General features: G+C 64.7%; 18 protein-coding genes. 3 read left to right on the top strand and 15 right to left on the bottom strand.

Features of this window, described 5'->3' with window-relative positions; translation table 11 throughout:
- Positions 1-77: 77 nt before the first annotated feature.
- The 10 genes from PCLY_RS06070 to PCLY_RS06025 all read right to left on the bottom strand — a co-directional run bounded on the left by PCLY_RS06070 (position 78) and on the right by PCLY_RS06025 (position 15,652).
- Positions 78-563, bottom strand: coding sequence for a PaaI family thioesterase (locus PCLY_RS06070; protein ID WP_061238390.1), 486 nt, complete (start codon positions 561-563; stop codon positions 78-80).
- Between the two features lie 171 nt (positions 564-734).
- Positions 735-1,169 (bottom strand): thioredoxin TrxC, encoded by a 435-nt coding sequence (trxC, locus tag PCLY_RS06065; protein ID WP_061238389.1) that lies wholly within the window; start codon positions 1,167-1,169, stop codon positions 735-737.
- Between the two features lie 59 nt (positions 1,170-1,228).
- Positions 1,229-2,506 carry a bifunctional O-acetylhomoserine aminocarboxypropyltransferase/cysteine synthase gene (locus PCLY_RS06060; protein WP_061238388.1) on the bottom strand — a complete coding sequence of 426 codons (1,278 nt, stop codon included), beginning with the start codon at positions 2,504-2,506 and terminating at the stop codon, positions 1,229-1,231.
- 122 nt (positions 2,507-2,628) lie between these two features.
- Positions 2,629-4,419, bottom strand: coding sequence for an SLC13 family permease (locus PCLY_RS06055; protein ID WP_061238387.1), 1,791 nt, complete (start codon positions 4,417-4,419; stop codon positions 2,629-2,631).
- Positions 4,420-4,623: 204 nt separating this feature from the next.
- Positions 4,624-6,087, bottom strand: coding sequence for a protein adenylyltransferase SelO (gene selO, locus PCLY_RS06050; RefSeq protein ID WP_061238386.1), 1,464 nt, complete (start codon positions 6,085-6,087; stop codon positions 4,624-4,626).
- Between the two features lie 16 nt (positions 6,088-6,103).
- Positions 6,104-9,454, bottom strand: a complete 3,351-nt coding sequence (gene mscK, locus PCLY_RS06045) for a mechanosensitive channel MscK (protein WP_061238385.1) — start codon at positions 9,452-9,454, stop codon at positions 6,104-6,106.
- Between the two features lie 124 nt (positions 9,455-9,578).
- Positions 9,579-11,324, bottom strand: coding sequence for a potassium/proton antiporter (locus PCLY_RS06040; protein WP_061238384.1), 1,746 nt, complete (start codon positions 11,322-11,324; stop codon positions 9,579-9,581).
- A 160-nt stretch (positions 11,325-11,484) separates the two neighbouring features.
- Positions 11,485-13,290: an acyl-CoA dehydrogenase gene (locus PCLY_RS06035; RefSeq protein WP_061238383.1), complete on the bottom strand. Its 1,806-nt coding sequence runs from the start codon at positions 13,288-13,290 to the stop codon at positions 11,485-11,487.
- Between the two features lie 134 nt (positions 13,291-13,424).
- On the bottom strand, positions 13,425-14,471 hold the full coding sequence (locus tag PCLY_RS06030; RefSeq protein WP_061238382.1) for an NAD(P)H-dependent flavin oxidoreductase: 1,047 nt from the start codon (positions 14,469-14,471) through the stop codon (positions 13,425-13,427).
- 14 nt (positions 14,472-14,485) lie between these two features.
- Complete coding sequence (locus tag PCLY_RS06025) at positions 14,486-15,652, bottom strand: YbfB/YjiJ family MFS transporter (protein ID WP_061238381.1); 1,167 nt, start codon at positions 15,650-15,652, stop codon at positions 14,486-14,488.
- 87 nt (positions 15,653-15,739) lie between these two features.
- Here PCLY_RS06025 and PCLY_RS06020 point away from each other — a divergent pair, with 87 nt between their 5' ends.
- Together PCLY_RS06020 and PCLY_RS06015 are read left to right on the top strand one after the other, a co-directional pair.
- Entirely contained in the window at positions 15,740-16,633 is an 894-nt protein-coding gene (locus PCLY_RS06020) for a LysR substrate-binding domain-containing protein (protein WP_331711357.1), read from the top strand.
- A 131-nt stretch (positions 16,634-16,764) separates the two neighbouring features.
- On the top strand, positions 16,765-17,613 hold the full coding sequence (locus PCLY_RS06015; protein ID WP_061238379.1) for a 23S rRNA (adenine(2030)-N(6))-methyltransferase RlmJ: 849 nt from the start codon (positions 16,765-16,767) through the stop codon (positions 17,611-17,613).
- A gap of 15 nt (positions 17,614-17,628) precedes the next feature.
- Here the strand turns inward: PCLY_RS06015 and PCLY_RS06010 are convergent, their stop codons facing one another.
- The 4 genes from PCLY_RS06010 to PCLY_RS05995 form a co-directional block, all read right to left on the bottom strand.
- On the bottom strand, positions 17,629-18,882 hold the full coding sequence (locus PCLY_RS06010; protein WP_061238378.1) for an HD-GYP domain-containing protein: 1,254 nt from the start codon (positions 18,880-18,882) through the stop codon (positions 17,629-17,631).
- A gap of 70 nt (positions 18,883-18,952) precedes the next feature.
- A complete protein-coding gene (locus PCLY_RS06005; protein ID WP_061238377.1) occupies positions 18,953-19,150 on the bottom strand; it encodes a putative motility protein in 198 nt (65 codons plus the stop codon).
- 16 nt (positions 19,151-19,166) lie between these two features.
- Positions 19,167-19,820, bottom strand: coding sequence for a peptide-methionine (S)-S-oxide reductase MsrA (msrA, locus tag PCLY_RS06000; protein WP_061238376.1), 654 nt, complete (start codon positions 19,818-19,820; stop codon positions 19,167-19,169).
- Between the two features lie 51 nt (positions 19,821-19,871).
- Positions 19,872-22,592: a putative bifunctional diguanylate cyclase/phosphodiesterase gene (locus tag PCLY_RS05995; protein ID WP_061238375.1), complete on the bottom strand. Its 2,721-nt coding sequence runs from the start codon at positions 22,590-22,592 to the stop codon at positions 19,872-19,874.
- A gap of 166 nt (positions 22,593-22,758) precedes the next feature.
- On the opposite strand from PCLY_RS05995, the gene PCLY_RS05990 reads away from it, so the two are divergent.
- Entirely contained in the window at positions 22,759-23,265 is a 507-nt protein-coding gene (locus PCLY_RS05990; RefSeq protein WP_061238374.1) for a hypothetical protein, read from the top strand.
- Between the two features lie 134 nt (positions 23,266-23,399).
- Here the strand turns inward: PCLY_RS05990 and PCLY_RS05985 are convergent.
- The coding region (locus PCLY_RS05985; RefSeq protein WP_231740115.1) for a 2-oxo acid dehydrogenase subunit E2 at positions 23,400-24,476 on the bottom strand (1,077 nt) is incomplete at its 5' end.

The raw sequence follows: 24,476 nt of genomic DNA, 5'->3' as shown, positions 1-24,476 counted from the left end.
GACGGCTCTCCTGCCGATACCCCTCGGCAATTTTATTGTGCCTGTTCAGATAGCCGCTCTTTTGACCTGTGGCAAGGTCAGGGACTGTTACCGATTGCGAATGCTGGCAGCGGCGCCATTGAGCGTAAACGCAATTGGTAGTGGCCGCGACTTTCTGCGACCACTTCGTCGCTGCCGTCGGTCAGTTGCAGTTCCAGCACATACTCGGCCTTGCCCTGCTGGCTCGCTTGCTCTTCCAATCGGGCGATTTCCTCGGCCGCGAGGCGCGCTTCGACCCGGATGTCGCCCGTGGCGGGGCGACGAAAGCGCAGGTTCATTTCCTTGATGATGGGATAGAAGCGCTGGGCGTCGAAGCTGCTCAGAAACAGTGCGCCGCCGGGAATTTCCGCCAGGGTGAACAGGGCGCCGGCGTACATGCTGCCGATATGGTTCTGGTTGCCTTGCAACGGCATGCGCAGGCGGACGAAGCCAGGCTCCAGCACTTCGGCCTTGAGGCCGCTGCGCTTGACGAAGGCGATCTGCTCTTCGGTGAGTTGACGGGCGATTTCCACGGGCAGGGGCATGACGGACTCCTTGAGCGGGCGTCAGGCCAGCTTACGGCTTGCTCGTCGCCGTGCAATTGACCGCAGTGGCCGCCGTCACTGACGCAAACGCTCAATTGGCGTAGCCAGGATACAACCCGGAAATGGCGGGCGCCCTGATTCCCCGGATTGCGTCCGGGTTAAAGAAGCACGCTAGATGCCCTGCTGGCGCAACCAGGCCTGCAGTTGCGGCAGTGGCATGGCGCCGCTCTGACGCGCGACTTCGACGCCACCCTTGAACAGGATCAGGCTGGGGATCGAGCGAATGCCCAGTTGCCCGGCCAGATTCGGGTTGGCTTCGCTGTCGAGCTTGCCCAGGCGGCAGCGCCCTTGAAGCTGGGCAGCGGCCTGCTGGAAGGTCGGGGCGAAGGCCTGGCACGGGCCGCACCAACTGGCCCAGACATCCACCAGCAGAGGCAGGTCGCCCTTCAGCTGGCTGGCGAAGTTGGCTTGGCTGAGGGTGATGGGCGCGGCCGGTAGCACGTCGGCCTTGCAGCGGCCACAGCGTGGCGTGTCCACCAGGCGTTCGGCGGGAATGCGGTTGAGCCCGTTGCAGTGTGGGCAGGGGATCAGCAGGGGATCGCTCATGATTCGGCTCCAGCGGCAATGACACCTATCTGGAGCCGAAGCGGCGGCTTTTCAAGCGATCAGCCGCGCGCGGCCTCGAGTGCCTGGGTCAGGTCGGCGAGGATGTCGTCGATATGCTCGATGCCGATGGACAGGCGCACCATGTCGCGCGGTACGCCGGCCTTCTGCAGTTCCTCGTCGCTGAGTTGGCGGTGCGTGGTGGATGCCGGGTGGCAGGCCAGTGACTTGGCGTCGCCAATGTTGACCAGGCGTACCACCAGTTGCAGCGCATCGATGAAGCGCGCGCCAGCTTCCTGGCCGCCCTGGATACCGAAGGACAGGATCGCCGCCGGCTTGCCGCCGAAGTAGCGCTGGGCCAGCCCGTGCTCGGGGTGATCGACCAGGCCGGCGTATTTGACCCAGGCCACCTGTGGGTGATCTTGCAGGAACTGCGCGACCTTCAGGGCGTTCTCGGTGTGCCGCTCCATGCGCAGGGCCAGGGTTTCCAGACCCTGCAGGATGAGGAAGGCATTGAACGGCGACAGCGCCGCCCCCGTGTTGCGCAGTGGCACCACGCGGCAGCGGCCGATGAAGGCGGCGGGGCCGAAGGCTTCGGTGTAGGTGACGCCGTGGTAGGACGGATCAGGGGTGTTGAGCAGCGCGAAGCGCGTCTTGTGCTCGGCCCAGGGGAATTTGCCGGAGTCGACCACGATGCCGCCGATGCTGGTGCCATGGCCGCCAATGTACTTGGTCAGCGAATGCACGACGATGTCCGCGCCATGCTCGAAGGGGCGGCAGAGGATCGGCGTGGCCACGGTGTTGTCGACGATCAGCGGCACGCCATGGCGGTGCGCGGCCTCGGCCAGTGCCGCCAGGTCGACGATGTTGCCGGCCGGGTTGCCGATGGATTCGCAGAACACCGTCTTGGTGCGCTCGTCGATCAGCGCTTCCAGCGCGGCGATGTCATCGTGCGCGGCGAAGCGGGTCTGGATGCCGAAGCGTGGCAGGGTGTGGGCCAGCAGGTTGTAGGTGCCGCCGTAGAGCTTGGCCACCGAGACGATGTTGTCGCCGGCTTCGGCCACGGTCTGGATCGCGTAGGTGATGGCGGCCATGCCGGAGGCCACGGCCAGTGCGCCGACGCCGCCTTCCAGCGCCGCCACGCGTTCCTCGAGCACGGCATTGGTCGGGTTCATGATGCGCGAATAGATGTTGCCAGCCACCTTCAGGTCGAACAGATCGGCACCGTGCTGGGTGTCGTCGAAGGCGAAGGAACTGGTCTGGTAGATCGGTACGGCCACGGCCTTGGTGGTGGGATCCGGATCGTAGCCGGCGTGGATGGCCAGTGTTTCCAGTTTCATGCGCGCGTTCCTTCTGGGCAGATTGAAAGGATCGCAGCATGGAGAATGCAGCAGGGCCCGGTCAATGCGCTGGAGCAACGAAACGGGCCCTGGGTTAGAACGTTGTATTGGGCGCTTATGCCTTAGACCGGTGTCAGCGGGAAGAACCAGGGGATGATCATGGTCGCGACGCACCACAACAGCAGGTTCAGCGGAATCCCCACCCGCATGAAATCGGTAAAGCGATAGCCACCGGCGTTGTAGACGAAGGTGTTGGTCTGGTAGCCGATGGGGGTGGCGAAGCTGGCGCTGGCGGCGAACATCACCGCGACCACGAAAGCGCGCGGATCGACGCCCAGGTGTTGCGCCACGCCGATGGCGATGGGCGTCACCAGTACCGCTACCGCGTTGTTCGACAGCATCTCGGTGAGGATCGAGGTGAACAGGTAGATGAAGCTCAGCATCAACAGCGGGCCGGCCCACGGCAGCCAGCCCATGACGTTCTCCACCAGCAGCTTGACCAGGCCGACCTTGTCCATGGCGATGCTGATGGCCAGCATGCCGAAGATCAGGCTGAGAATTTTCCAGTCCACAGCCTTGTAGGCGTCTTCCACATCCAGGCAGCGGGTCGCCAGCACGGTCACCGCGCCGATGATCGCCAGCCCCTCGATGGGCATCACGCCGAAGGCGGCCAGCAGCATGACGGCGAGGGTCGAGATGATCGCGATGGGTGCCTTGTCGCGGCGAAAGGCGCGCTCCTGTACGGCGTTGAGGCTGATCAGCTCGCCGTTGTCGGCGAAGCGCTTGATCTGCGCGGGGGTGCCCTCGACCAGCATCACGTCGCCAAACTGCAGCTCGAAGTCGTCCAGATTGCCCTGCACGTTCTCGTCCTGGCGATGCACGGCGAGCACGGCGATGCCGTAGCGCGCGGTGAGGTCGAGGTCGCGCATCGGCCGGTGGCTGTAGCGTGAGTTACGCCCGACTATGGCTTCGGCGAGGATCACGTCGTGGCTGCTGATGGTTTCGAAGGCATCGCCACGGTTGAAACTCAGGTGGCCGCTCTCGCGCAGCTCCACCACGTCCTTGACCTGGCCATGCAGCACCAGGCGGTCGCCACTGGCCAGCAGCGTTTCCGCGCCGGGTTCGGTCAGCTCCTGCTCTTCGCGAAACAGCTTCAGTACCTGCAGGCCGCTGCCGCCGTTGAGGTGGGCCTCGTGCAGGGTCTTGCCGATCATCGGTGAGTCGTGCGGCACTAGCAGTTCGGTCATGAAGGTGCGTGACAGGTCGGGGCGCAGCTGGCGCGACAGCGTCTCGCGCTCTGGCAGCAGGTGGCGGCCGATGGTCAGCAGGTAGAGCATGCCGCACGTGGCCATGACCAGGCCGACACCGGTGATCTCGAAAATGCCGAACGGCGCCATGCCGGCCTTGCGCGCCACGCCATCGACCAGAATGTTGGTCGAGGTGCCGATCATGGTCAGGGTGCCGCCGAGGATGGTGGCGTAGGACAGCGGAATCAGCAGCTTGGACGGTAGGGTACCGGCGCGGCGGGCCAGCGCGATCGCCACCGGAGTGAGGATGGCGACTACCGGCGTGTTGTTCAGGCAGGCGGAGACCACCAGCGCGGTGACGGTCAGGCCGGTGAGCACGCGAATCGGGCTGGTGCCCACCAGATTGCCCAGCCAGTTGCCGAGGGCGTCGATGCAACCGGTGCGCTCCAGCGCGGCGGAGAGCACGAACATGCAGGCGATGGTCACCGGCGCGGAGTTGGACAGCACACTGAGCACTTCGCTCGGCGTCAGCAACTGGGTGACCAGCAGCGTGGCCACGGCAATGGCCGCGACGATGTCCGGGCTCCACTTCTCCCGGACGAAGGCATACAGCACCCAGATCAGCAGGGCGCCGACGAATAACAGGGGGAGGGAGTCCCAGGGCATGAAGATCCTTGGCAGCGAATCTCGTGTGAGGTATCGGCACGCACTGGGCGGCCTGGCTGGGCGCCAAGATAGAGGGGTTCTCTTAGATAGTCTAAGAATGTTTGGGTAGATTGATATGCCTTTTCGATTTAACGGATAAGCGATATCGAGGCCTGGCGAGGCGCTTCTCTGCCCGGGTTGAAGCCCGCCAGATTGCGCTCTCGATCACGACGAACAGCTGATCTCCAGGTGCTTGCCCCACTCCGGCGGACGCTCGGCATAGCGCTCCATTCCCGGCTGCTCGTCGAACGGCCGCGACAAGACCGCGTGCAGCTCGCGCAGCGGAGCATAGTCGCCCGCCTCGGCGGCTTCGATGGCCTGCTGCGCCAGATAATTGCGCAGGATGTACCTGGGGTTGACCGCATGCATGCGCGCCTGACGTTCGTCTTGTGCGCCGCCTTCCAGCGCGCAACGTGCCAGGTAATCGATGCCCCAGGCGTCGAAGCCGGTCAGGTCGACGAAGTCGTCGCGCACGCTCCTCAGCGCCTCGGTGGGCGCCTGCTCGCCGAGGCGGCGGAAGAACAGCGTGTAGTCGGTGGCCTTGCCCTTGTCCATCAGTTGCAGCAGGCGCTGGACCAGCGCTTCGTCGTCGTCCTGGGCGCTGGTGAAACCCAGACGCTTGCGCATCAGGTCGAGGTAATGCGCCTGGTACAGCGGCAGGAACAGATCCAGCGCTTCACGCAGTGCGTCCACGGACGCGAAGGGCGTCATGGCCTGGGCCAGCGCGGCGAGGTTCCAGTGGGCGATCGGTACCTGGTTGCTGAAGCTGTAGCGGCCGGTGTCGTCGGAGTGGTTGCAGATGTGCTTGGCATCGAAGTCGTCGAGAAAGGCATAGGGGCCGTAGTCGAAGGTGATGCCGAGGATCGACATGTTGTCGGTGTTCATCACCCCATGACAGAAGCCGTAGGCCTGCCAGTGGGCGATCATCGCTGCAGTACGCTCGATCACCTCGCGCAGCAGGGCCACCCAGGGCTCGTCCTGTTCCAGGCACTGCGGGAAGTGGCAGGCCATGACGTGCTCGCCCAGGGTCTTCAGTTGCTCATGCTGGCGCGTGTAGTAGAAGTATTCGAAGTGGCCGAAGCGCACGTGGCTCTGTGCCAGGCGCAGCACCATGGCTGCGCTTTCGCGCTTCTCACGCCACACCGGCGTGCTCGAGCCGGTGACGCACAGTGCGCGCGAGCTGGGGATACCCAGTGCGTGCAGGTGTTCGCTGGCGAGAAACTCACGGATCGAGCTGCGCAGCACGGCGCGGCCATCGCCCATGCGCGAGTAGGGCGTCATGCCGGCACCCTTGAGGTGCAGATCCCAGTGCTCGCCGGCCTGGTTGACCACCTCGCCCAGCAGCAGCCCGCGACCGTCGCCCAGGCGTGGCGTGTAGCCGCCGAACTGATGCCCGGAATAGACCATGGCGCGCGGTTCGGCTTCTGGCCACAGCTTGTGCCCGGCGAACAGCTCGGCGAACTCGCTGCGTTGTGCTTCGGCAGGCTGCAGATCGAGCAGGGCCATGGCCGACTCGCTGACCACTACCAGGCGCGGCTGCTCGATGGGCTCGGGCAGCACTTCGGTGGAAAACGCGTCACCGAGGCGCGCGAAGCGGTTGTCGAAGGTCAGCGTGTCGAGGCTTTTCACGGGGATTCCTATCTGTTTATGGTGCAGCAGGCGGCGCAGGTGGCTGCTGCACGCTGGCGGCACCGGCAGCAGCGGCTTTGGCCAGATCCTTCTGGTCGAGTTTGTGCTCGCCGTGCTCCAGGTTCTTCACGTAGACCTCGACCTGGCGGAAGGCGATGTTGATGTTGTTTTTCGGGAACTCGCGGTCGATGAACCGGTTGATCTCGTCGGTGGCCGGATTGCGGTCGCCGAGGTCACGCACGTGGATACGCAGTTCGTGATCCAGCGTGCTCTCACCGAAGTTGAGGAAATACACCAGCGGCGCCGGCTCCTTGAGCACCCGCGGGTTTTCCAGCGCGGCCTGCAACAGCAGCTTGCGCACCAGGTCGAGGTCCGAGCCATAGCCAACGCCGACCTTGAGGGTGACGCGGGTGACCGTATCACTGAGCGACCAGTTGATCAGCTGGCCGGTGATGAAGGTCTTGTTCGGAACGATGATTTCCTTGTGATCGAAGTCGGTGATGGTGGTGGCACGAATGCGGATCTTGCTCACCGTGCCGGACAGGTTGCCGATGGTCACCACATCGCCGATGCGCACCGGGCGCTCGAACAGGATGATCAGGCCGGAGATGAAGTTGGCGAAGATTTCCTGCAGGCCGAAACCGAGGCCGACCGACAGCGCGGCCACCAGCCACTGCAACTTGTCCCAGCTGACCCCCAGCGTCGACAGCGTGGTGACGATACCGATGGTCACCAGCGCGTAGGACAGCAGCGTGGTGGTGGCGTAGGCGCTGCCCTGGGCCAGGCGCATGCGTGACAGCACCAGCACCTCCAGCAGGCCAGGCAGGTTGCGCGCCAGGGCCACGGTGATGGCGACGATGATCAGTGCGCCGATCACGTCCATCAGGCTGATGGGCACCAGGGTGGCGGTCTCGCCGGTGCCACTGCTGTACTCGTAGAGATTGACCGTGTCGAGGTAGGTGAACACCCCGATCAGGTCGGCCCAGACCCAGTACAGGCAAACCAGGAAACCGCCGAGCAGGGCCAGGCGGATCAGGCGCAGGGACTGCTGGTTGACCTGCTCGATATCCAGGGTGGGTTCTTCGACGGGCGCTTCGCCGTCGTGGCCTTCCTTGCTCTGCGCCTGGCGTTTGGCCAGGGCGCGCTGATAGGCCAGGCGCCGGGCTGCCACGCTCAGGCCGCGCACCAGGGTCGCCTCGACGATGAGCAGGATGATCAGCAGATAGAGCGTGTCGATCAGGCGGTCGGTGAGCTTGAGGGCGGTGTAGTAGTAGCCGAAGGCGACCGCTCCGATCAGTGCCAGCGGCAGCAGGTTGAACAGTACGCCGACACTGGTGCGCAAGGCCGAGGTGTTCTCGCGCAGCGGGGCGCTGAACAGCAGGTGGAACAGTTGCCAGGCCATCAGGGCGTAGCAGCTCAGCACCACGGCGATGCCGATGACGTCGTTGGTCAGGCTGTCCGGCTGATGTTCGGCAATGCTCACCACCGCCACCAGGGCCATCACCACCAGCCCCAGGCGGCGCATGTGCTGGCGGAAGAAGGCGACATTGGCCGGTGGCCAGTGGAAGTGCAGGATGGCAACGCCATCCGGGGACAGAATCCGGTGCAGGGTGTAGAACACCAGCCAGGCTTCGGCCATCTCGTACAGCGCGGCGCCCAGATAGAGGTTCTGTCCGCGGGCATCGTGCAGCAGGGCGTAGCCGCACAGCGCCAGGAACAGGGTGACCGGCAGGGCCAGGATCAGGTTCAACCCCAATGCCATGGGGGTATGCAGCTGGCTGTCGTGCTTGTAATGGCCGATGTCACCATGCAGTGCGCCGAGCTTGCTGAACAGGTACTGGCGGCGCCAGAGAATCAGTGCGCAGAGCAGGATCAGCGGCAGAAACACCAGCGGGCGCTCGATCAGGCCGGCGCCCAGCTCGGTGATGGCCATGCCCCAGGGCATTTCGGAGAGTTGCTGCTGGAGATGACGCGGCGCCGCCTTCAGCCATTCAAGATCGAGCGGCTTGTTGCTGGGAATCCAGAACATCTGCTCATCGATGGTCGCGCGCAGGCTGCTGGCGGTGCTCTGCAACTCCTTCTGATTGAGCTGCAGGGTGATCGACTCGTTGAGCAGCGCATTCAGTGAGCGGTTCAGGCGGTCGAGCAATTCACGGCGCGTGTCGAGCTGCTCGAGAAGGGCCTTGCGCAGTTCCTTGGTGACTTGTTCGTCTGGCTGATTGGTCAGCAGGTTGTCCACATAACGACCGGGGTCGCTGATTTCGTCGCGCTGTTTGTTCAGCTCGAACTGGTACAGGCGGATATCGGCAATTTCGTCGGCGAGCGAGCCGTCTTCGAGTTTCAGCTTTGGCAGGGCCTGCTTTTGCTGATAGAGAATCTTCGACAGCAGCAGGCTGCCCTGCAGCACGCTTATCTGTTCGTCCAGGGCCTGATCGGCCTGTGCCAGGTTGTCCAGTTGCTGACGGGTCTGCAGGTTCTGCTCTGTCACGCTGTTCAGGCGATCGGTCGAGCGCAGCAGGTAGTCGGACAGCTTGAGATTGAGCGTGCTCTCCTTGGCCAGTAGCTTGTCCGAGCTGGCGCGCTCGGCTTCCAGTGACTGCTCGGCAACGGTCTGCTCAGATTCGGCGCGGCGGCGTTCGTTGATCCGGCTCTGCAGTGCCTGACGGTCCCGCTCGGCGCGGTTGATACGCTCCTCGAGCAGGGCGCGCTGGGCGCCACCCAGGTCCTGCAGCAGGCTGTTACCGGCCAGCTCCTGGCGTCGTAACTGGGTCTGCGCTGCAAGCAGCGCCAGCTCTGCATTGAGTTGGTCGCGGCGTTCCGGGATCAGCGTCTTTCCGTCGTAACGACCGCTTTTGAGCGCGTCATTGATGACCTGGCTGCGCGCCTGGTTCTGGCTGATCTCGGCTTGCGAGCGCTCGGGGCGGGTCTGCGCGGTGATGACCAGGCTGTTGGCTTCGATGATGGCCTTGTTCCACTCACTGAGCTGGCTGGAACGTTCGGCGAGCAATTGCTCCAGCTGAGCCAGGCTGGTGCGCGCGTGACGCTCTGCGATCGGCACTTCAGGGCTGGCCTTGAGCCGGCTGAGTTCGCGTTGGGCCTCGCTGATCAGGCGCGGCGCCTCGTCCAGCTGCTTGCGCAGATCACTGAGGCGCTGCTCGGCGGCCTGCCGGTCCTGCAGCATGCGCAGCGTCTGCTCCAGGGTTTGCTTGAGCGCCAGTTGCTCGGCTTCCGGCAGTTTGCGATCCGCCAGGCTGTCGAGACTCTGCTGCACGTTCTCGGCCTTTGGGGGCTCATCGGCGAATGCCGGCGCGATGCCGAGGCACAGGGCAAGCAGGATGGCAGCTAGAGGGAAGCGCGACAGGGACATGATCGGATCTACTGAGTGAGCGATGGCGATTGAGTGGCACGTGGCACAACGAAGACGCGGGCCTGGAGGCCCGCGCTTGGTGCTGATGCTAGCAGAGTCCTAGCGGGGAGTTTCCACCCGCAGGCTAGAAGTGCAGCCCGGGCCCCGGGCGTGTGCCTTCGGGAAATCTGACGCCGACCTTGCGTATCTTGTTCCCTTCCATGGCGGCTACGGTCCAGGTCAGACCCTGCCATTCCACCTGGTCGCCGACCACCGGTTCGCCGCCGATCAGATGAGCGATGAAGCGCCCCAGCGGCTGATTGCCTTCAACGTCCTCGGTCTTGAGGCCATAGAGTGCGGCAACCGCGTTCAGTTCGGCATCACCTTCCAGCACGAAATCACCGAAGAAACGCAGATCCTGACCTCGCTTGGGTGCCTGGCTGAACAGCTTGCCGAGTGCTGGCAGGTCGTGCTCGTGACCGATCACGCACAGCAGATCGCCGGCTTCCAGACGCGTACTGCCGGATGGGTGAAGCAGTTCGCGACCGCGAAACAGCGCGGCGATACGGGTGCCCTCAGGCATGTTCAACTCACGCAGGGCCGCGCCGATGCACCATTTTTCCGCCCCCAGGCGGTAGACGAACAGCTCCCACTGGCTGGTCGGATGCACTTCCAGGCCTGCGCGTGAAACGGGCAAAGGCTCTGGCGGAACCGTCACCCGCATCAGCTTGGCGGCCAGTGGCAGGCTGGTGCCCTGCAGCAGCAGGGAAACGATCACGATGAAGAACGCCACGTTGAAGAACAGCTGCGCGTTGGGCAGGCCGGCCATCAGCGGGAACACGGCGAGGATGATCGGCACCGCGCCGCGCAGGCCGACCCAGGCGATGAAGATCCGTTCGCGGTCGTGGAAGGCGCGAAATGGCAGCAGGCCAAGGAAGATCGACAGCGGCCGCGCGAACAGAATCATCCACAGTGCCAGGGCCAGCGCCGGCAGAGCGATGGGCAGCAGCTCGTGCGGGGTAATCAGGAGGCCGAGAACCAGGAACATGCCGATCTGAGCCAGCCAGGTCAGACCATCGAGCATATGCAGAATGCCGTGGCGCGAGCGAATCGGCCGGTTGCCGAGCAACAGACCGCACAGGTAGATGGCGAGGATGCCGCTGCCCCCTACCGCAGTGGTGATGGCGAAGATGATCAGGCCGCCACTGACGACCAGCAGCGGGTAGAGACCGGCGGCCAGTTCCATGCGGTTGACCAGGTTGAGCAGCAGCCAGCCGCCGCCCAGCCCCAGCAGCGCACCCAGGCCGAACTGCTGCACCAGTTGAATCGGCAGGTCCCAGCTGAAGCCGGTCTGGCCGCTGGCGAGCATGGCGATCAGGGTCACGGTGAGGAACACGGCCATCGGGTCGTTACTACCGGACTCGATTTCCAGCGTCGAGCTGACCCGTTCGTTGAGGCCGCGCCCGCCCAGCAGAGAGAACACCGCCGCGGCATCGGTGGAACCGACGATGGCGCCGATCAGCAAGCCTTCCAGCAGGGTCAGGTTGAATAGCCAGGTAGCGGCCAGGCCCGTCAGGCCGGCAGTGACCACGACGCCCACGGTGGCGAGCGATAACGACGGCCACAAGGCCACGCGGAAGCTGGAGACCCGCGTACGCATGCCGCCATCGAGGAGGATGACCGCCAACGCCAGGTTGCCGACCAGGTAGGCCAGGGGATAGTTGTTGAAGACGATGCCGCCGGGACCGTCGGTGCCGGCCAGCATGCCGACGCCGAGGAAGATCACCAGAATCGGGATGCCGAAACGGGTGCCGAATGCGCTGACCAGAATACTGGCCGCTACCAGCAATGCGCCGATCAAGAACAGATTGTTGATGGCGCTGGCATCCAACGGCGCGTACTCCTGGCTAGGTCATCGGGTGCGCCGTTATGCATGGCGCGTGCCAGGGATTCTAACCGTAGCCTTCGTACCGCTGTCAAAAAGGTTATTACATTTTTCTAGATTGCCCCGGAGCGCCCGTGCTCGGTCGCCCGAGGCGTTCGGCCCGGTTTCAGAACCAGGCGTCCTGCATGCCCAGGCAGGTGTCGTCGCGGGCTTCGAGAATGGCCAGGTCGTGGTGGCAGCTGGGCACTTCCCAGGTCAGGAAGTAGCGCGCGGCTTGCAGCTTGCCGCGATAGAACGCCTGTTCCTCGGCATTGTCCACCAGCGCCAGGCCCTGCTCGGCGCGAAGCGCCTGCTCCAGCCAGCGCCAGCCAATCACCGTATGGCCGAATACCTTCAGGTACAGCGCCGAGTTGGCCAGGCCCTGATTGACCTTGCCGCTCATCAGGTCGCCGAGCAGGGCCAGGGTCACCGCCTGCAGGCGCGCCAGCAGTTGCTCCAGCGGCTGGCGCAGGGCCGTGAGCGACTCATACGCGCTGGCGCGCAGGCAGCAGTCGTTGATCAGCTTGAGCAACTGCTTGAGCGCGGCGCCGCCGTTCTGCGAAACCTTGCGGCCGAGCAGGTCGAGCGACTGGATGCCATGGGTACCCTCGTGGATCGGATTGAGGCGGTTGTCGCGGTAGTACTGCTCCACCGGGTATTCGCGGGTGTAGCCGTGGCCGCCGAGGATCTGGATCGCCAGCTCGTTGGCCTTGAGGCAGAACTCCGACGGCCAGGACTTGACGATGGGGGTGAGCAGGTCGAGCAGTTCCAGGGCGCGGGTGCGCTCTTCGGCGGTTTCCAGGGTGTGGGTGTCGTCGAACAGTCGCGCGGCGTACAGGCCCAGGTCGAAGGCGCCTTCGACGTAGGCTTTCTGCGTCAGCAGCATGCGCCGCACATCGGCATGTTCGACGATGGAAATCTGCGGGCTGCTCGGGTCCTTGCCGTCCGGCTGGCGGCCTTGCGGGCGGTTACGGGCGTAGTCCAGCGAATACAGATAGCCGGCGTAGCCGAGCATGATCGCGCCCATGCCGACGCCGATACGCGCCTCGTTCATCATCTGGAACATGTACGACAGGCCGGCGTGCGGTTTGCCCACCAGATAGCCGACGCATTCGCCGTTGTCGCCGAAGTTCAGCGCGGTGGAGGTGGTGCCGCGCCAGCCCATCTTGTGGAACAGCCCGGCCAGGGTCACGTCGTTGCGCTCGCCCAGGCTGCCATCGTCGTTGACGTGAAACTTGGGCACCAGAAACAGGCTGATGCCCTTCACCCCGGGCGGTGCATCCGGCAGCTTGGCCAGCACCATGTGCACGATGTTCTCGGAGATCGGCTGGTCGCCACCGGAGATGAAGATCTTGTTGCCCTTGATCCGGTAGCTGCCGTCGGCGTGCGGCTCGGCCTTGGTGCGAATGTCCGACAGCGAGGAGCCAGCGTGCGGTTCGGTCAGCGCCATGGTGCCGAAGAAGCGGCCGTCGATGATTGGCTGCAGGTAGCGGGCCTTCTGCTCCTGGCTGCCGAAGGCTTCGATCAGGTTGGCTACGCCCATGGTCAGCATCGAGTAGGAACTGGTGGCGATGTTGGCCGACTGGAAGTGGGCGAAGCAGGCCTGCGACAGCAGGTTGGGCAGTTGCATGCCGCCGTGTTCGAAGTCGCGGGTGGCATTGAGAAAGCCGGCCTCATGGAAGGCGCGCAGCGCCGGCTCGACTTCCGGGATCAGCACCGCGCCGCCGTCGACGTACTGCGGCTCGTGCTCGTCGTTCTTGCGGTTGTGCGGGGCGAACAGCTCCTCGGCAATGCCGCGTGCGGTGTCGATCGCCGCGTCGAAGGTCTCGCGGTTGTGATCGGCAAAGCGCGGACGCTGGGTCAGGGCTTCGGCGTCGAGCACTTCATAGAGTTCGAACGCCAGGTTGCGGGAGCTGAGCAGGGTCTCGGACATGGAACGGGCCTCCAGATGATCAGTCGAGTCTAGGCAGCGGGTAGCCCGGCTGCCCAGCATCATCAGTCATGGTGATAAAGCGCCACATCACCCAGCCAATTCCAGCACCGTAGGAGCGGTTTCAGCCGCGAACCTCAACCTCGAACGAAACCCCGCGCCAGCTCACGGGTCAGCTCGGCGGCCGGCATTGCTCGGCAGCTCGCGATGTTCTGCCCGGCCCACAGCGGCGAAAAGTCCCCGCTGCCCTGCGCTTCGGCAGCCGCGCGCAAGGGGGCAATGGCTGCCGTCGCCAGTGGGAATGCGGGTGCTCGCTCGCTGAGCGGCCCCAGCTCGCGCATCAGGCGGTTGACGATGCCGCGAGCCGGGCGCCCGCTGAACAGGTTGGTCAGCGCGGTATGGCGTGCCGCTGGGCTTTGCAGGGCGGCGCGGTGCAGGACGCTGGTGGTGGCTTCCGGGCACAGCAGGTAGGCGCTGCCGACCTGCACGCCGGCCGCGCCGAGGGCCATGGCCGCGGCCACACCCCGGGCGTCGTTGATGCCGCCGGCAGCGATGACCGGCACCGCCAGCGCATCCGCCAGTTGCGGCAGCAACGCCAAGGTGCCGAGCTGACGACTCAGATCGAGGTCGAGAAAGTGCCCGCGATGGCCGCCCGCTTCCAGTCCCTGAGCGATTACCGCATCGACGCCGCGCTCCTGCAGCCACAGGGCTTCGTCGAGGGTGGTGGCACTCGAGAGAATCGCCGCGCCGCTGTTTCGCACCCGCTGCAACAGGGCTTCTTCCGGCAGGCCGAAGTGGAAGCTGACCACGGCCGGACGGAATTCCTCCACCAGTGCGGCAGCCTCGTCGTTGAACGGCAGGCGCCCTGGGCCGCTGGCGATGCTGGCCGGATCCACGCCCAGTTCGTCGTAGTAGGGGGCAAGCGCTTCGCGCCAGCCGGCATCACGCGTCATGTCCGGCAGTACAGGCACGTGGCTGAAGAAGTTGAGGTTGAACGGCCGCTCGGTCAAACCGCGCATGGCCTCCAGCTCCTGGCGCAGCGCGGCAGGGGTAAGCATGGCGCAGGCAATCGAGCCGAGGCCACCGGCCCGGCTCACGGCGGCAGCCAGGCGGTGGTCCTGCGAGCCGGCCATCGGCGCCTGGATCAGGGGCAGTTCGCTGCCGAGCAGATCATTCACGAGCATGGGATGTGTCCCTTTCAGTGGGCGGTGGGGGCGGCAGGCGTGCGCCAGGTCCAGAACAACGACCATAGCAGTGCCAGCGCGCCGATCGAAAAGCTGCTGGTCAGGCTGTAACCGGCGGCAGTCCAGTGTTCCACGAACCAGGGGCCGACCAGCTGACTGCTGCCGTAGAGGCTGATCAATAGTGCTGCCAGACGCGGCCCCTGGCTCGGCTTGAGTGCGCGGGCGAGTCGCTGCGTGAGCAGGACGGTGCCCATGAAGGTGCCGCCGACCAGTACGGCGCAGCCCAACACCCCGATTGGTCCGGGCAGCAGTACTGGCAGGGCGGTTCCCAGCAGTTGCAGCAGGTAGTTGGTTTGCAGGGCACGGCGGTCGCCGAGCCAGCCACCGACGTGATTCCACAGGGTGGCGGAGATCAGGCAGGCCAGTGCGGTCCACCACCAGCTCCCGATCAGCAGGGGGTGATCTGGCGGCAGCTGTTCGCGGGCCAGCGCGGGCAGGAAGGTCAGCGGCAGGATATAGCCCAGGCCGGCGCCCAGATACGCCAGTAGTAATGGCAGGCTGCTGCGGTCGATCAGCCGCCCGTGCGTGCTGGCCTGAGTCATGGCAGGTAGTTGCAGCGCCAAGCCTCGCAGCATTATCGCGCTGAGCAGTGCCAGCGGCAGGGCGAACAAGGCCATCGGAAGCCAGCGCATCGGCCCCTGCCAGGGGCTGAGCACCACCAGCACTCCACACAGCAGCATACCGCCGCCCAGGCCCAGGTAGACCAGGCCACTCAGTGCCGTGGCCTGACGCACAGCCAGCCATTCCAGCACCAGCGCCGGAGCAAGCACGAAGACCACGCCGTTGCTGATGCCGTTGCTCAGACGCAGGAAGGCGAGCATATCGATGTCGCGAGTGAAGACCTGAGCCAGGGTCAGGCCAGCGTTGATCAACAGTGCTGCCGGCAGGCCCAGGCGCAGTCCACGCGGGTTGGCCATGGGCAGCGCGAGCAAGGCGCCGAGCAGGTAGCCCAGGTAGTTCCAGGTGGCCAGCTGGGCACCTTGTGCCAGATTGAACAGGCCATCGTCGAGCAGCAGCGGCAACAGCGGGGTGTAGGCAAAACGTCCCAGGGCATGCACCGCCACCAGCGCAAGGGCTGCGGCGAGGATGGCCTTGAAGCTGTCGCGGTCGAGTTTGAACATCGGGCCTCCGGTCGTGCTGCGCACCTTAGTCGTTGTCGCGAATTGAGTGTTAGTGAAAAATAGTGCTGATGGTTTTCACTTTTGGTGATGTTTATGGGCGCCTGGCAACGACTGAATCCACAGCTGCTTCGCTACTTTCTGGCGATCGCACGGGAAGGCTCATTGAGCGCCGCAGGCTTGTACTTGAGTTGCGTGCCGTCGAACGTCTCGGCGCGGCTGCGCCAACTGGAGCAGCAGCTGGATGCACGGTTGTTCATGCGCCAGGGGCAGCGCTTGCGGCTGACGCCGGCGGGGGAGCGCCTGTTACCTCATGCCGAACACCTGGAGCAGCTGTGTCGGACGGCCTGGCGCAGCGTGCAGGAAGACATCTGGAGCGGCGATCTGCGTCTGGGCGCGATGGAAACCACGGCGGCAGTGCGTCTGCCGGAGCTGCTCGCGGCATTTCATCAGCGGGCACCGCGGGTCAACCTGCAATTGAGCACCGGACCGAGCCGGCGCTTGATTGAGGGTGTGCTGGCCGGTGAGCTGGACGCAGGCCTGGTCGGTGGGCCGTTCGAGCATGCGCAGCTCGAATGCACGCCGCTCTGGCAGGAGGAGCTGATGCTGGTGCTGCCGCCTGCTCAGGATGCTGCGGGGCTGGAGGGGCGAGCGCAGACGCTGCTGGGATTCCCCGAAGGCTGTCACTACCGTGAGCGTCTCGAGCGCTGGGCGGTCAGTCGTGGTTTGCAGGTGGCGGCGCGGCAGAGCTACGGCTCCATCGACGCGATCTTCGCCGGTATCGCTGCCGGCATGGGCATAGGCCTGTTGCCACTCAGCCTGCTCGAAAGCCACCCGCGCTTGCACCTGGTGCAGTATCAGCCCATCGCCCCTGAGCTCGGCGCGACCACCACCTTGCTGGTGCGTCGTCGCGACGCCGGTGAGCATCCATCACTGGCCTTGTTGCTGGAGCTGATACGCGCGCAAAGCCCGCTCAACGGGTAACACACCGTTGAAGAACGTAGGCGATGGCAACCACGACTGCATGGATGCAGGAGGTAGAGCGACGCAGGAAGCCAAAGCCGAGGTAGTTTTTCGACGGTCTGGTAAACTTGGCGACCGCTTCGGAGACCCCCATGAACTACCGCCACGCCTTCCACGCCGGTAACCACGCCGACGTACTCAAGCACCTGGTGCTGACCCGCCTGCTCGCCCTGCTGTCACGCAAGGAGGCGCCTTTCGCCTACCTCGACAGCCACGCGGGCATCGGCCTGTACGATCTGCACGGCGATGCGGCCAGCCGCACCGGTGAGTACCTGGAAGGCATCGCGCGCCTGTGGCAGGCCACGCAACTGCCGGACGCCGTGGAGGCCTACCTGGAAGTGGTGCGGGCGATGAACCCGGATGGCGAGCTGCGCTATTACCCGGGCTCGCCCGAGCTGGCGCGCCTGCTCAGCCGCGAGCAGGATCGTCTGCAGCTCAACGAGAAACACCCCGAAGATGGCCGTCTGCTCAAGGACAACATGCGCGGCGACCGCCGTGTGGCCGTGCACCTAGGCGAGGGCTGGCACGTGCCGCGAGCGCTGATGCCGACTCGCGAGAAGCGCGTGCTGCTGTTGATCGACCCGCCGTTCGAGCAGGCCGACGAGCTGCAGCGCTGCGTCGAAGCACTGAACGAGGCCCATGGGCGCATGCGTCAGGCCATCGTGGCGATCTGGTACCCGATCAAGGACGAGCGCCAGTTGGCGCGTTTCTATCGTGACCTGAGCAAGAGCGCTGCGCCCAAGCTGCTGCGCGCCGAGCTCTACGTGCATGCGCCGGACGATGCCACGCGGCTGAGCGGTTCGGGCCTGGTGATCAGCAATCCGCCGTGGGGCCTGGAGGATGAACTCAAGCAGTTGCTGCCCTGGCTGGCCAATGCGCTCGGTCAGAGTCAGGGCGATTGGCGTCTGGACTGGCTGATCGAGGAAAAGCCGGCTGGCTGAGCCGCCGACCTGGGTTCAGCCGCGTTTGTCGCTGGGCTCGATGTGGTAGCTCAGGTTGCGCCGCGGGCTGAGGTATTCCAGCACCTCCAGCGGTAGCTGCGAGGGGCGCAGGCTGCGGTCGATGGCCAGTTTCGGCTCCTGCGTGAGGTCGACGATCAGTGCCTCCTGCTTGGGAACGTCGGCGTCGTAGAGAATCAGCGTCGGTTTCAGCGCCTGGGTTGGATTGATCCCCAGTACCAGCGCATAGCGCTCATCCTCCAGCTGCACCAGGCTGCCCGGCGGGTAGATGCCCATGACGCGGATGAAGGCTTTCAATGCCACTTCGTCGAAGCGCTCACTCTGCTGCTTGAACATCAACGCCAGGGCCTCGTGCGCGCTCAGGGCCTGGCGCGGATCGAGCGGGTTGCACAGGCCGTCGAAGTGGTTGGTGATGGCCACCAGGCGGCTGAGGCGGGCGATGCCGGCTTCGCGCAGTCCACGGGGATAGCCGCTGCCGTCACAATGTTCATGATGCTCGTGAATGATGCGCAGCACCTCGTCGTCGAGCATCAGCTTATGGCCCATGCGCAGGCCGAAGTCGGTGTGCATCTGCAGCAGCTGTTGCTCCGGGCGGGTCAGCGGTTCGGGTTTGAGCAGCACCTTGCTCGGCACTTCCAGTTTGCCAATGTCGTGCAGCAGGGCACCGAGGCCGAGGCTGTGGCAAGCCTCGCTGTCGAGGCCGAGCTGGCGACCGAGCAGCAGGGACAACACGGTGACGTTGAGCGCATGGAAGTAGCTGTCCTCGGCGGCCTTGCCGGTGATGCCATGCAGCACCACGCCGGGGGCGCCCAGCAACGTCTCGACCATCTCGCCGACGATGGCGCCGGCCTGGCGCATGGCATCTTCCGGGCGGCTGCGCAGGGTCTGGTTGAGCGCCTTGATGCGCTGACTGGCCTCGATGAAACGGCGATCGACCTCGGCCAGGCGGCTGCGCAGATGGCGCAGTTTCTGCGCACGTTCCTGGCGAGCCTGGGTTTCCGGATCGAGCGGCGCTTCTTCGACCGCAGGCGCGGTGGCCGTGTCGACCAGAGGCAGGGGCGTGCTGTCACTGCGCGCCGGGTCGTAGCGCAGCTGTTTCAGGTTGAGGGCGCGCAGGGCGCGAATCTGTGCTTGATCCTTGATCTTGAAGTTGCTGAAGGCGAAGTCGTGCTCCCACCAGCTCAGATCAAGGTGAACGTAGAGACCGACGCAAAGCTGATCAGGGACGATGGTGGGGAGAGGGGCGGGCATGCCGGACTCGTCGATGGCTGGCGATTGGCCTGCAGTTTAGTCCGCCTGATGGCTTAAAGGCATCAGTTGTTCAGGCCATCACGTCGATGCTGTTGCCCAGATTGGGGGGATTGCTGGGCGCACTGGCCGGTGCGGCCGACTGCACCAGGCCGGTGATGTTGGCAGCTTGCAGCTCCAGCGTCTTGCGCAGCAGCAGGAGCGACATCTGCGCAGAGATCTGCGCAGATGCCTGGCTCGACACCTGACTGGAAATGCTGCTCAGCTCCACGACCCTTCACCCGTGCTCAAGATTCAGGGGGTAGACATACGCCTGTTCCGCCCAGACCGCAATAGCCGTTGGGGTTCTTCGCCAGGTACTGCTGATGGTAGGTCTCGGCGTAGTAGAAGGTCGGCGCCTCGGCGATTTCGGTGGTGATGCTGCCGATTCCCGCTTTGTCCAGCTCGGACTGAAAGCGCGCCTGACTGGCCAGGGCAGCGCTCAGCTGCGCTTCGTCCTGGCAGTAGATCGCCGAACGGTACTGGGTGCCCTTGTCATTGCCCTGGCGCATGCCCTGGGTCGGGTTGTGCACTTCCCAGAACACCTTGAGCAGTGCTTCGAAGCTGGTCTGCTGCGGGTCGAACACCACCAGCACCACTTCGCTGTGCCCGGTCAGGCCGGAGCAGACTTCCTCGTAGGTGGGGTTGGGCGTGAGGCCGCCGGCATAGCCGACCGCGGTGCTGAACACGCCGGGTTGCTGCCAGAAGCGGCGCTCTGCGCCCCAGAAGCAGCCCAGGCCGAACACCGCCTGCTGCAGGCCAGCGGGGAAGGGCGGTTTGATCGGGTTGCCGTTGATGTAGTGAGTGTCGGTCACCGGCAGCGGCTCGGCGCGGCCCGGCAGTGCCTGTTCGGCCGTCGGCAGGGCATCCTTGTTGACGAGAATCTGGGAACGCAGAACCATGGCGGTCTCCTCGAAAATGGCTAACTGGTGGACTACGCGCAGTGTGGCGTATTACGTCCGTTGGTCGGTCTGGCGACTGCTCTCGGTGTGCGGGCGGCAGGGGTAACGGCGCAGACTGTCGATCAGCTCGCGACCGGGAATCGGTCTGTCGAACAGGTAACCCTGGCCGACGTCGCATAGCTGGCGGCGCAGGAAACCGAGCTGAGCGCCGGTCTCGATACCTTCGGCTACGACCTTGAGCTTGAGATTGTGGGCCATGGCGATCACGGCAGAGGTGATCTCCATGTCGTCCTGGTTGTCGGGGATGTCCTTGATGAAGCTGCGATCGATCTTGATCACGTCGATGGGGAATTTCTTCAGGTAGCTGAGCGACGAATAGCCCGTGCCGAAATCGTCCATGGCCAGGGTCAGGCCCAGGCTTTTCAGGCGACCGAGTTGGTGGCGGGTGTCGTCGGTGGCCTCTAGCAGCAGGCTTTCGGTCAGTTCCAGCTCCAGCAGCCTGGGGTCGAGCTGTTCCTCATGCAGGATGGCGGCAATCGAGCCGACCAGGTCCGGGTCGGAGAACTGCTTGGGCGACAGGTTGATCGCCACCTGCAGATTGCCCAGGCCGATGGCGGCGATCTGCTTGCTCATGCGGCAGGCCTGACGCACCACCCATTTGCCGATGGGGATGATCAGGCCGGTTTCCTCGGCAACGCCGATGAACTGGTCCGGGCTGATCATGCCTTTTTCCGGATGCTGCCAGCGCAGCAGCGCTTCCATGCCCAGCAGTTGCCCGCTCTTGAGACACAGCTTGGGTTGGTAGAAGACTTCCAGCTCGTTCTGGGTCAGGGCGCGGCGCAGGTTGTTCTCGACGAACAGCTTGTAGTTGGCCTCGGCGTTGAGGGCTTCGGTGAACAGTTGCACCTGATGCTTGCCGTTGGCCTTGGCCTTGTGCAGGGCGAGACCGGCGTGCTTCATCAGGGTTTGTGGGTCGTCACCGTGCTCCGGGGCGATGGCCAGGCCCACCGAGCCGGTGATGCTGATCAGCTGGTTGTCGACGAACAGCGGCTTGTCCAGCGTCTGCAGCACCTGGTGGGCGACGTGCAGGCCGCTGTCCTGATCGCAGCCGTCGAGCAGGATGGCGAATTCGTTGCTGGCGAAGCGTGCCAGGGTGCCCTTGGCGCCCAGACTGTTGCGCAGGCGCCTTGCCAGTGCCGAGAGCAGCTTGTCGCCGGTCTGGTGGCCGAGGCTGTCGTTGATCCGCTTGAAGTTGTCGATGTCCACCAGCAGCAAGCCTAGCGCCTGCACATTGCGGGCGAAGCGCTCTTCGAGGCTGCGGATGAACGACGGGCGATTGCCCAGGTTGGTCAGGTTGTCGGTGTAGGCCAGGCGTTCGATGCGTTGCTGCGCCAGCTTGGCCTCGGTGATGTCTTCGTAGATGCCGATGTAGTGAGTCAGCTCGCCGTCGTCGCCGTATACCTTGGAGATCGACAGGTGGCCCCAGTAGGGCTCCTGATTCTTGCGCCGACTGCGAAACTCGCCCTGCCAGCTGCTGTGCTCGGCCAGGCTTGAGTCGGTATCGAAGAGCAGGTCACTGAGATTGTCCAGCGCAGGCAGTTCGGACAGGCGATGGCCGCAGACCTCGTCGCTGCTGTACAGGGTGATGGCGGTGAAGCTGGGGTTGACGTACTCCACCCTGCCGTCGCGGTCGACCAGCAGGAAGGCACTGGCGCTCTGCTCGACAGCGCGCTGGAACAGGTACAGGGCGTGAGTGGCAGTGCGCTTCTCCTGGTTGATCAGCACCTGGGCGAACTGGTCGGCCAGTTCGCCGGCGAACGCGATCTCGTCGGCCTGCCAGAAGCGCTTGGGGCCGATGTGTTCGAGGCAGAGCACGCCGACCACTTCGCCTTCGATGCGGATGCTGGCATCCAGCGTCGAGGTGATTCCCTGCGGCGTCAGATAACCGGGAGCCAGCTCGCGAGTGCGCCGGTCGTGCTGGGCGTCGTGGGCGTCGATCGCGCGGTCGCTTTGCAGGGCCTGCAGGTAGTGCGGAAAACTCCTGGCGTCGGTCGGGGCCTGCTGTTCGTGCCGGCCCAGGTCGCGACGGTACAGCGCCACGGACTCGAGGGTGTTGCTGCGCAGGCTCCAGATCCCGGCACGAGCGATGCCATAGACCTCGCAGGCGGCCTGGGTGATGAGTTCGGCAGCCTCCTGGCGCGGATCGCTGGAGACATAACGCTGGCGCGCCAGGCGCATGATCAGTTGCTGCTGGGTATGCGAGCGCGCCAGGTGCTTCAGGTGGTCGTCCTGAGTGCGCTGATAGTGCTGCAGCGAGCTGCGCAGGTTCTGGTTCTGTGTCTGCAGCTCTCGCTCATCCGGGGCGTAGCCATCGAGGCTTTCGTCGGTGATCAGCAGATAGCCACGCAGCAATTGCCGGTTGCGCTGTTTGAACGGCTCGCCGAGCTCGAGCAGATTCAGCGGGCCCTGAGGCGTATGCAGGGTGTAACGCACCAGGTAGTGCGGCCCCTGTAGCAGCTGTTGCTGGATGGCATCGTGCAGGCGATAGCGTACTTCGGGCTCCATCAGGCTGGCGTAAGGCGCGTCCACCAATGCGCACAGGTCCGCGGCGCTGATGCCGAGCTTGCGCTCGCAGGCAGGATCGAGAAAAAGCAGGGCCCAGCTTGGTTCGTTCAAGCGCTCGAAACGCAACATGCCGAGCCGCGAAGGCACTGGCAACTGCGTCACAACCTCGGCTGCCGAGCGGGTGCCGGCATCGGGATGGCTTTTCATTGGGCGTTGGGCTTCCAGTATGCTGACCAGGCGAGGCATCCGTTCTCGGTACAGGGCCGCTGCAGCCAGATGGCGCATCGGCTTGGACGGAGGCTAGGGCTCAGGCCTACTTCACTATAGCGTTCGGCAAGGGTGCATCATGCAAGCGAGACTGACAAGAAAACTGATGGCCATGCTGTTGGGCGGCGCACTGTGCGCGGCATTACCCGCGTTGGCCAGTGCCGACGACAAGGCCGCGTTGCAGGGCGCCGAACAGGCAGCGTATCTGGATGGACTAAAGCGCCTTTATCTGACCGACAACGAGCGTCAGGCGTTGCTCGCGCACAGCAACGCATTGCTGGAAACCTACGCCCTGCGCGCCGGCTACCAGGTAGGCCAGGCGCAGCGGCAGGACCTGCTGTACCACTTCAGTGTCGGTGGTGCGGGCGAGCTCGTCCTGCGCGAGGAGACCAGGGGCGCGCAAGGTACAGCCATTGCGGTACGTAATCAGCGGGTCGCGGTATTCGGTATCGATCCGTTCATCCGCTACGAATGTCCGACCGGCGGTATCCGTTGCGTGCTGTTCAACCCGGCCGACGGCAGCCCGCTGCTGAGCATCCTGCGTGATCATCAGGGCGCCGGTGAGCTGGCCAAGGCGCTGAGCTTTCTGATTCGCAACGTGCAGAAGGGCTGAAGTGGAGCACCTAGCCAGCGGCCATTCTCCGCGCCGCTGCGGTCGTCCGCGTTTCGACTGGCAAGAAACAGGCAAAAAAAACCCCGCCTAAGCAGACGGGGTTGAGGATGCGAGCGTGGCGTGCTCGAAACGATTTACAGCAGGATGGTGCGGATATCGGCCAGCAGCTGCGACAGACGCTGAGTGAAGCGAGCGGCGGCAGCGCCGTTGATCACGCGGTGGTCGTAGGACAGCGACAGCGGCAGCATCAGCTTGGGCTGGAAGGCCTTGCCATCCCAGACCGGCTGAATGGTGGCCTTGCTGACACCGAGGATCGCCACTTCCGGCGCGTTGACGATCGGCGTGAAGCCGGTGCCGCCAATGTGACCGAGGCTGGAGATGGTGAAGCAGGCACCCTGCATGTCGTCAGCCGAGAGCTTCTTGGAGCGCGCTTTTTCCGCCAGGGCAGCGGCCTCAGCCGCAAGCTGCAGCAGGCTCTTCTGATCGACGTTCTTGATCACCGGCACCAGCAGGCCGTCCGGCGTATCGACGGCGAAGCCGATGTGCACGTACTTCTTGCGGATGATCGCCTTGCCGCTCGGCGCCAGCGAACTGTTGAAGTCCGGCAGCTCCTTGAGCAGGTGGGCGCAGGCCTTGAGCAGCAGCGGCAGCACGGTCAGCTTGACGCCGGCTTTCTCGGCCACGGCCTTCTGCGCGACGCGGAAGGCTTCCAGGTCGGTGATGTCGGCCGAGTCGAACTGGGTTACGTGCGGCACGTTGAGCCAGCTGCGGTGCAGGTTGGCAGCGCCGACCTGCATCAGGCGGGTCATCGCCACTTCTTCGATTTCACCGAACTTGCTGAAGTCCACGGTCGGGATCGGCGGGATGCCGGCACCGCCGGTGGCGGCTGCGGCAGTCGCCTGCGGTGCGGCCTTGGCCTTCTGCATCATCGCCTTGACGTGAACCTGCACGTCTTCCTTGAGGATGCGACCTTTCGGACCGGTGCCGGCGATGTCCGCCAGTTCCACGCCGAAATCGCGAGCCAGCTGACGCACGGCCGGGCCGGCATGCACCTTGGCGCCATCACGCTTGGGTGCGTTGGCGACTTCGGCGGCGGCAGCCGACAGCGAGGCGATGGCGCGCACTTCGGCGGCCACTTCCGGTGCCGCACCTTCCGGCACGCGATGCACTTGCTGGCTGGCTTGCGCCGGCGCAGCGGCCGGGGCTGCGCC

The organism is Ectopseudomonas composti, from assembly GCF_001567565.1.
Taxonomy (GTDB): Bacteria; Pseudomonadota; Gammaproteobacteria; order Pseudomonadales; family Pseudomonadaceae; genus Aquipseudomonas; species Aquipseudomonas composti_A.
This window is presented reverse-complemented; position numbering and strand designations above follow the sequence as displayed.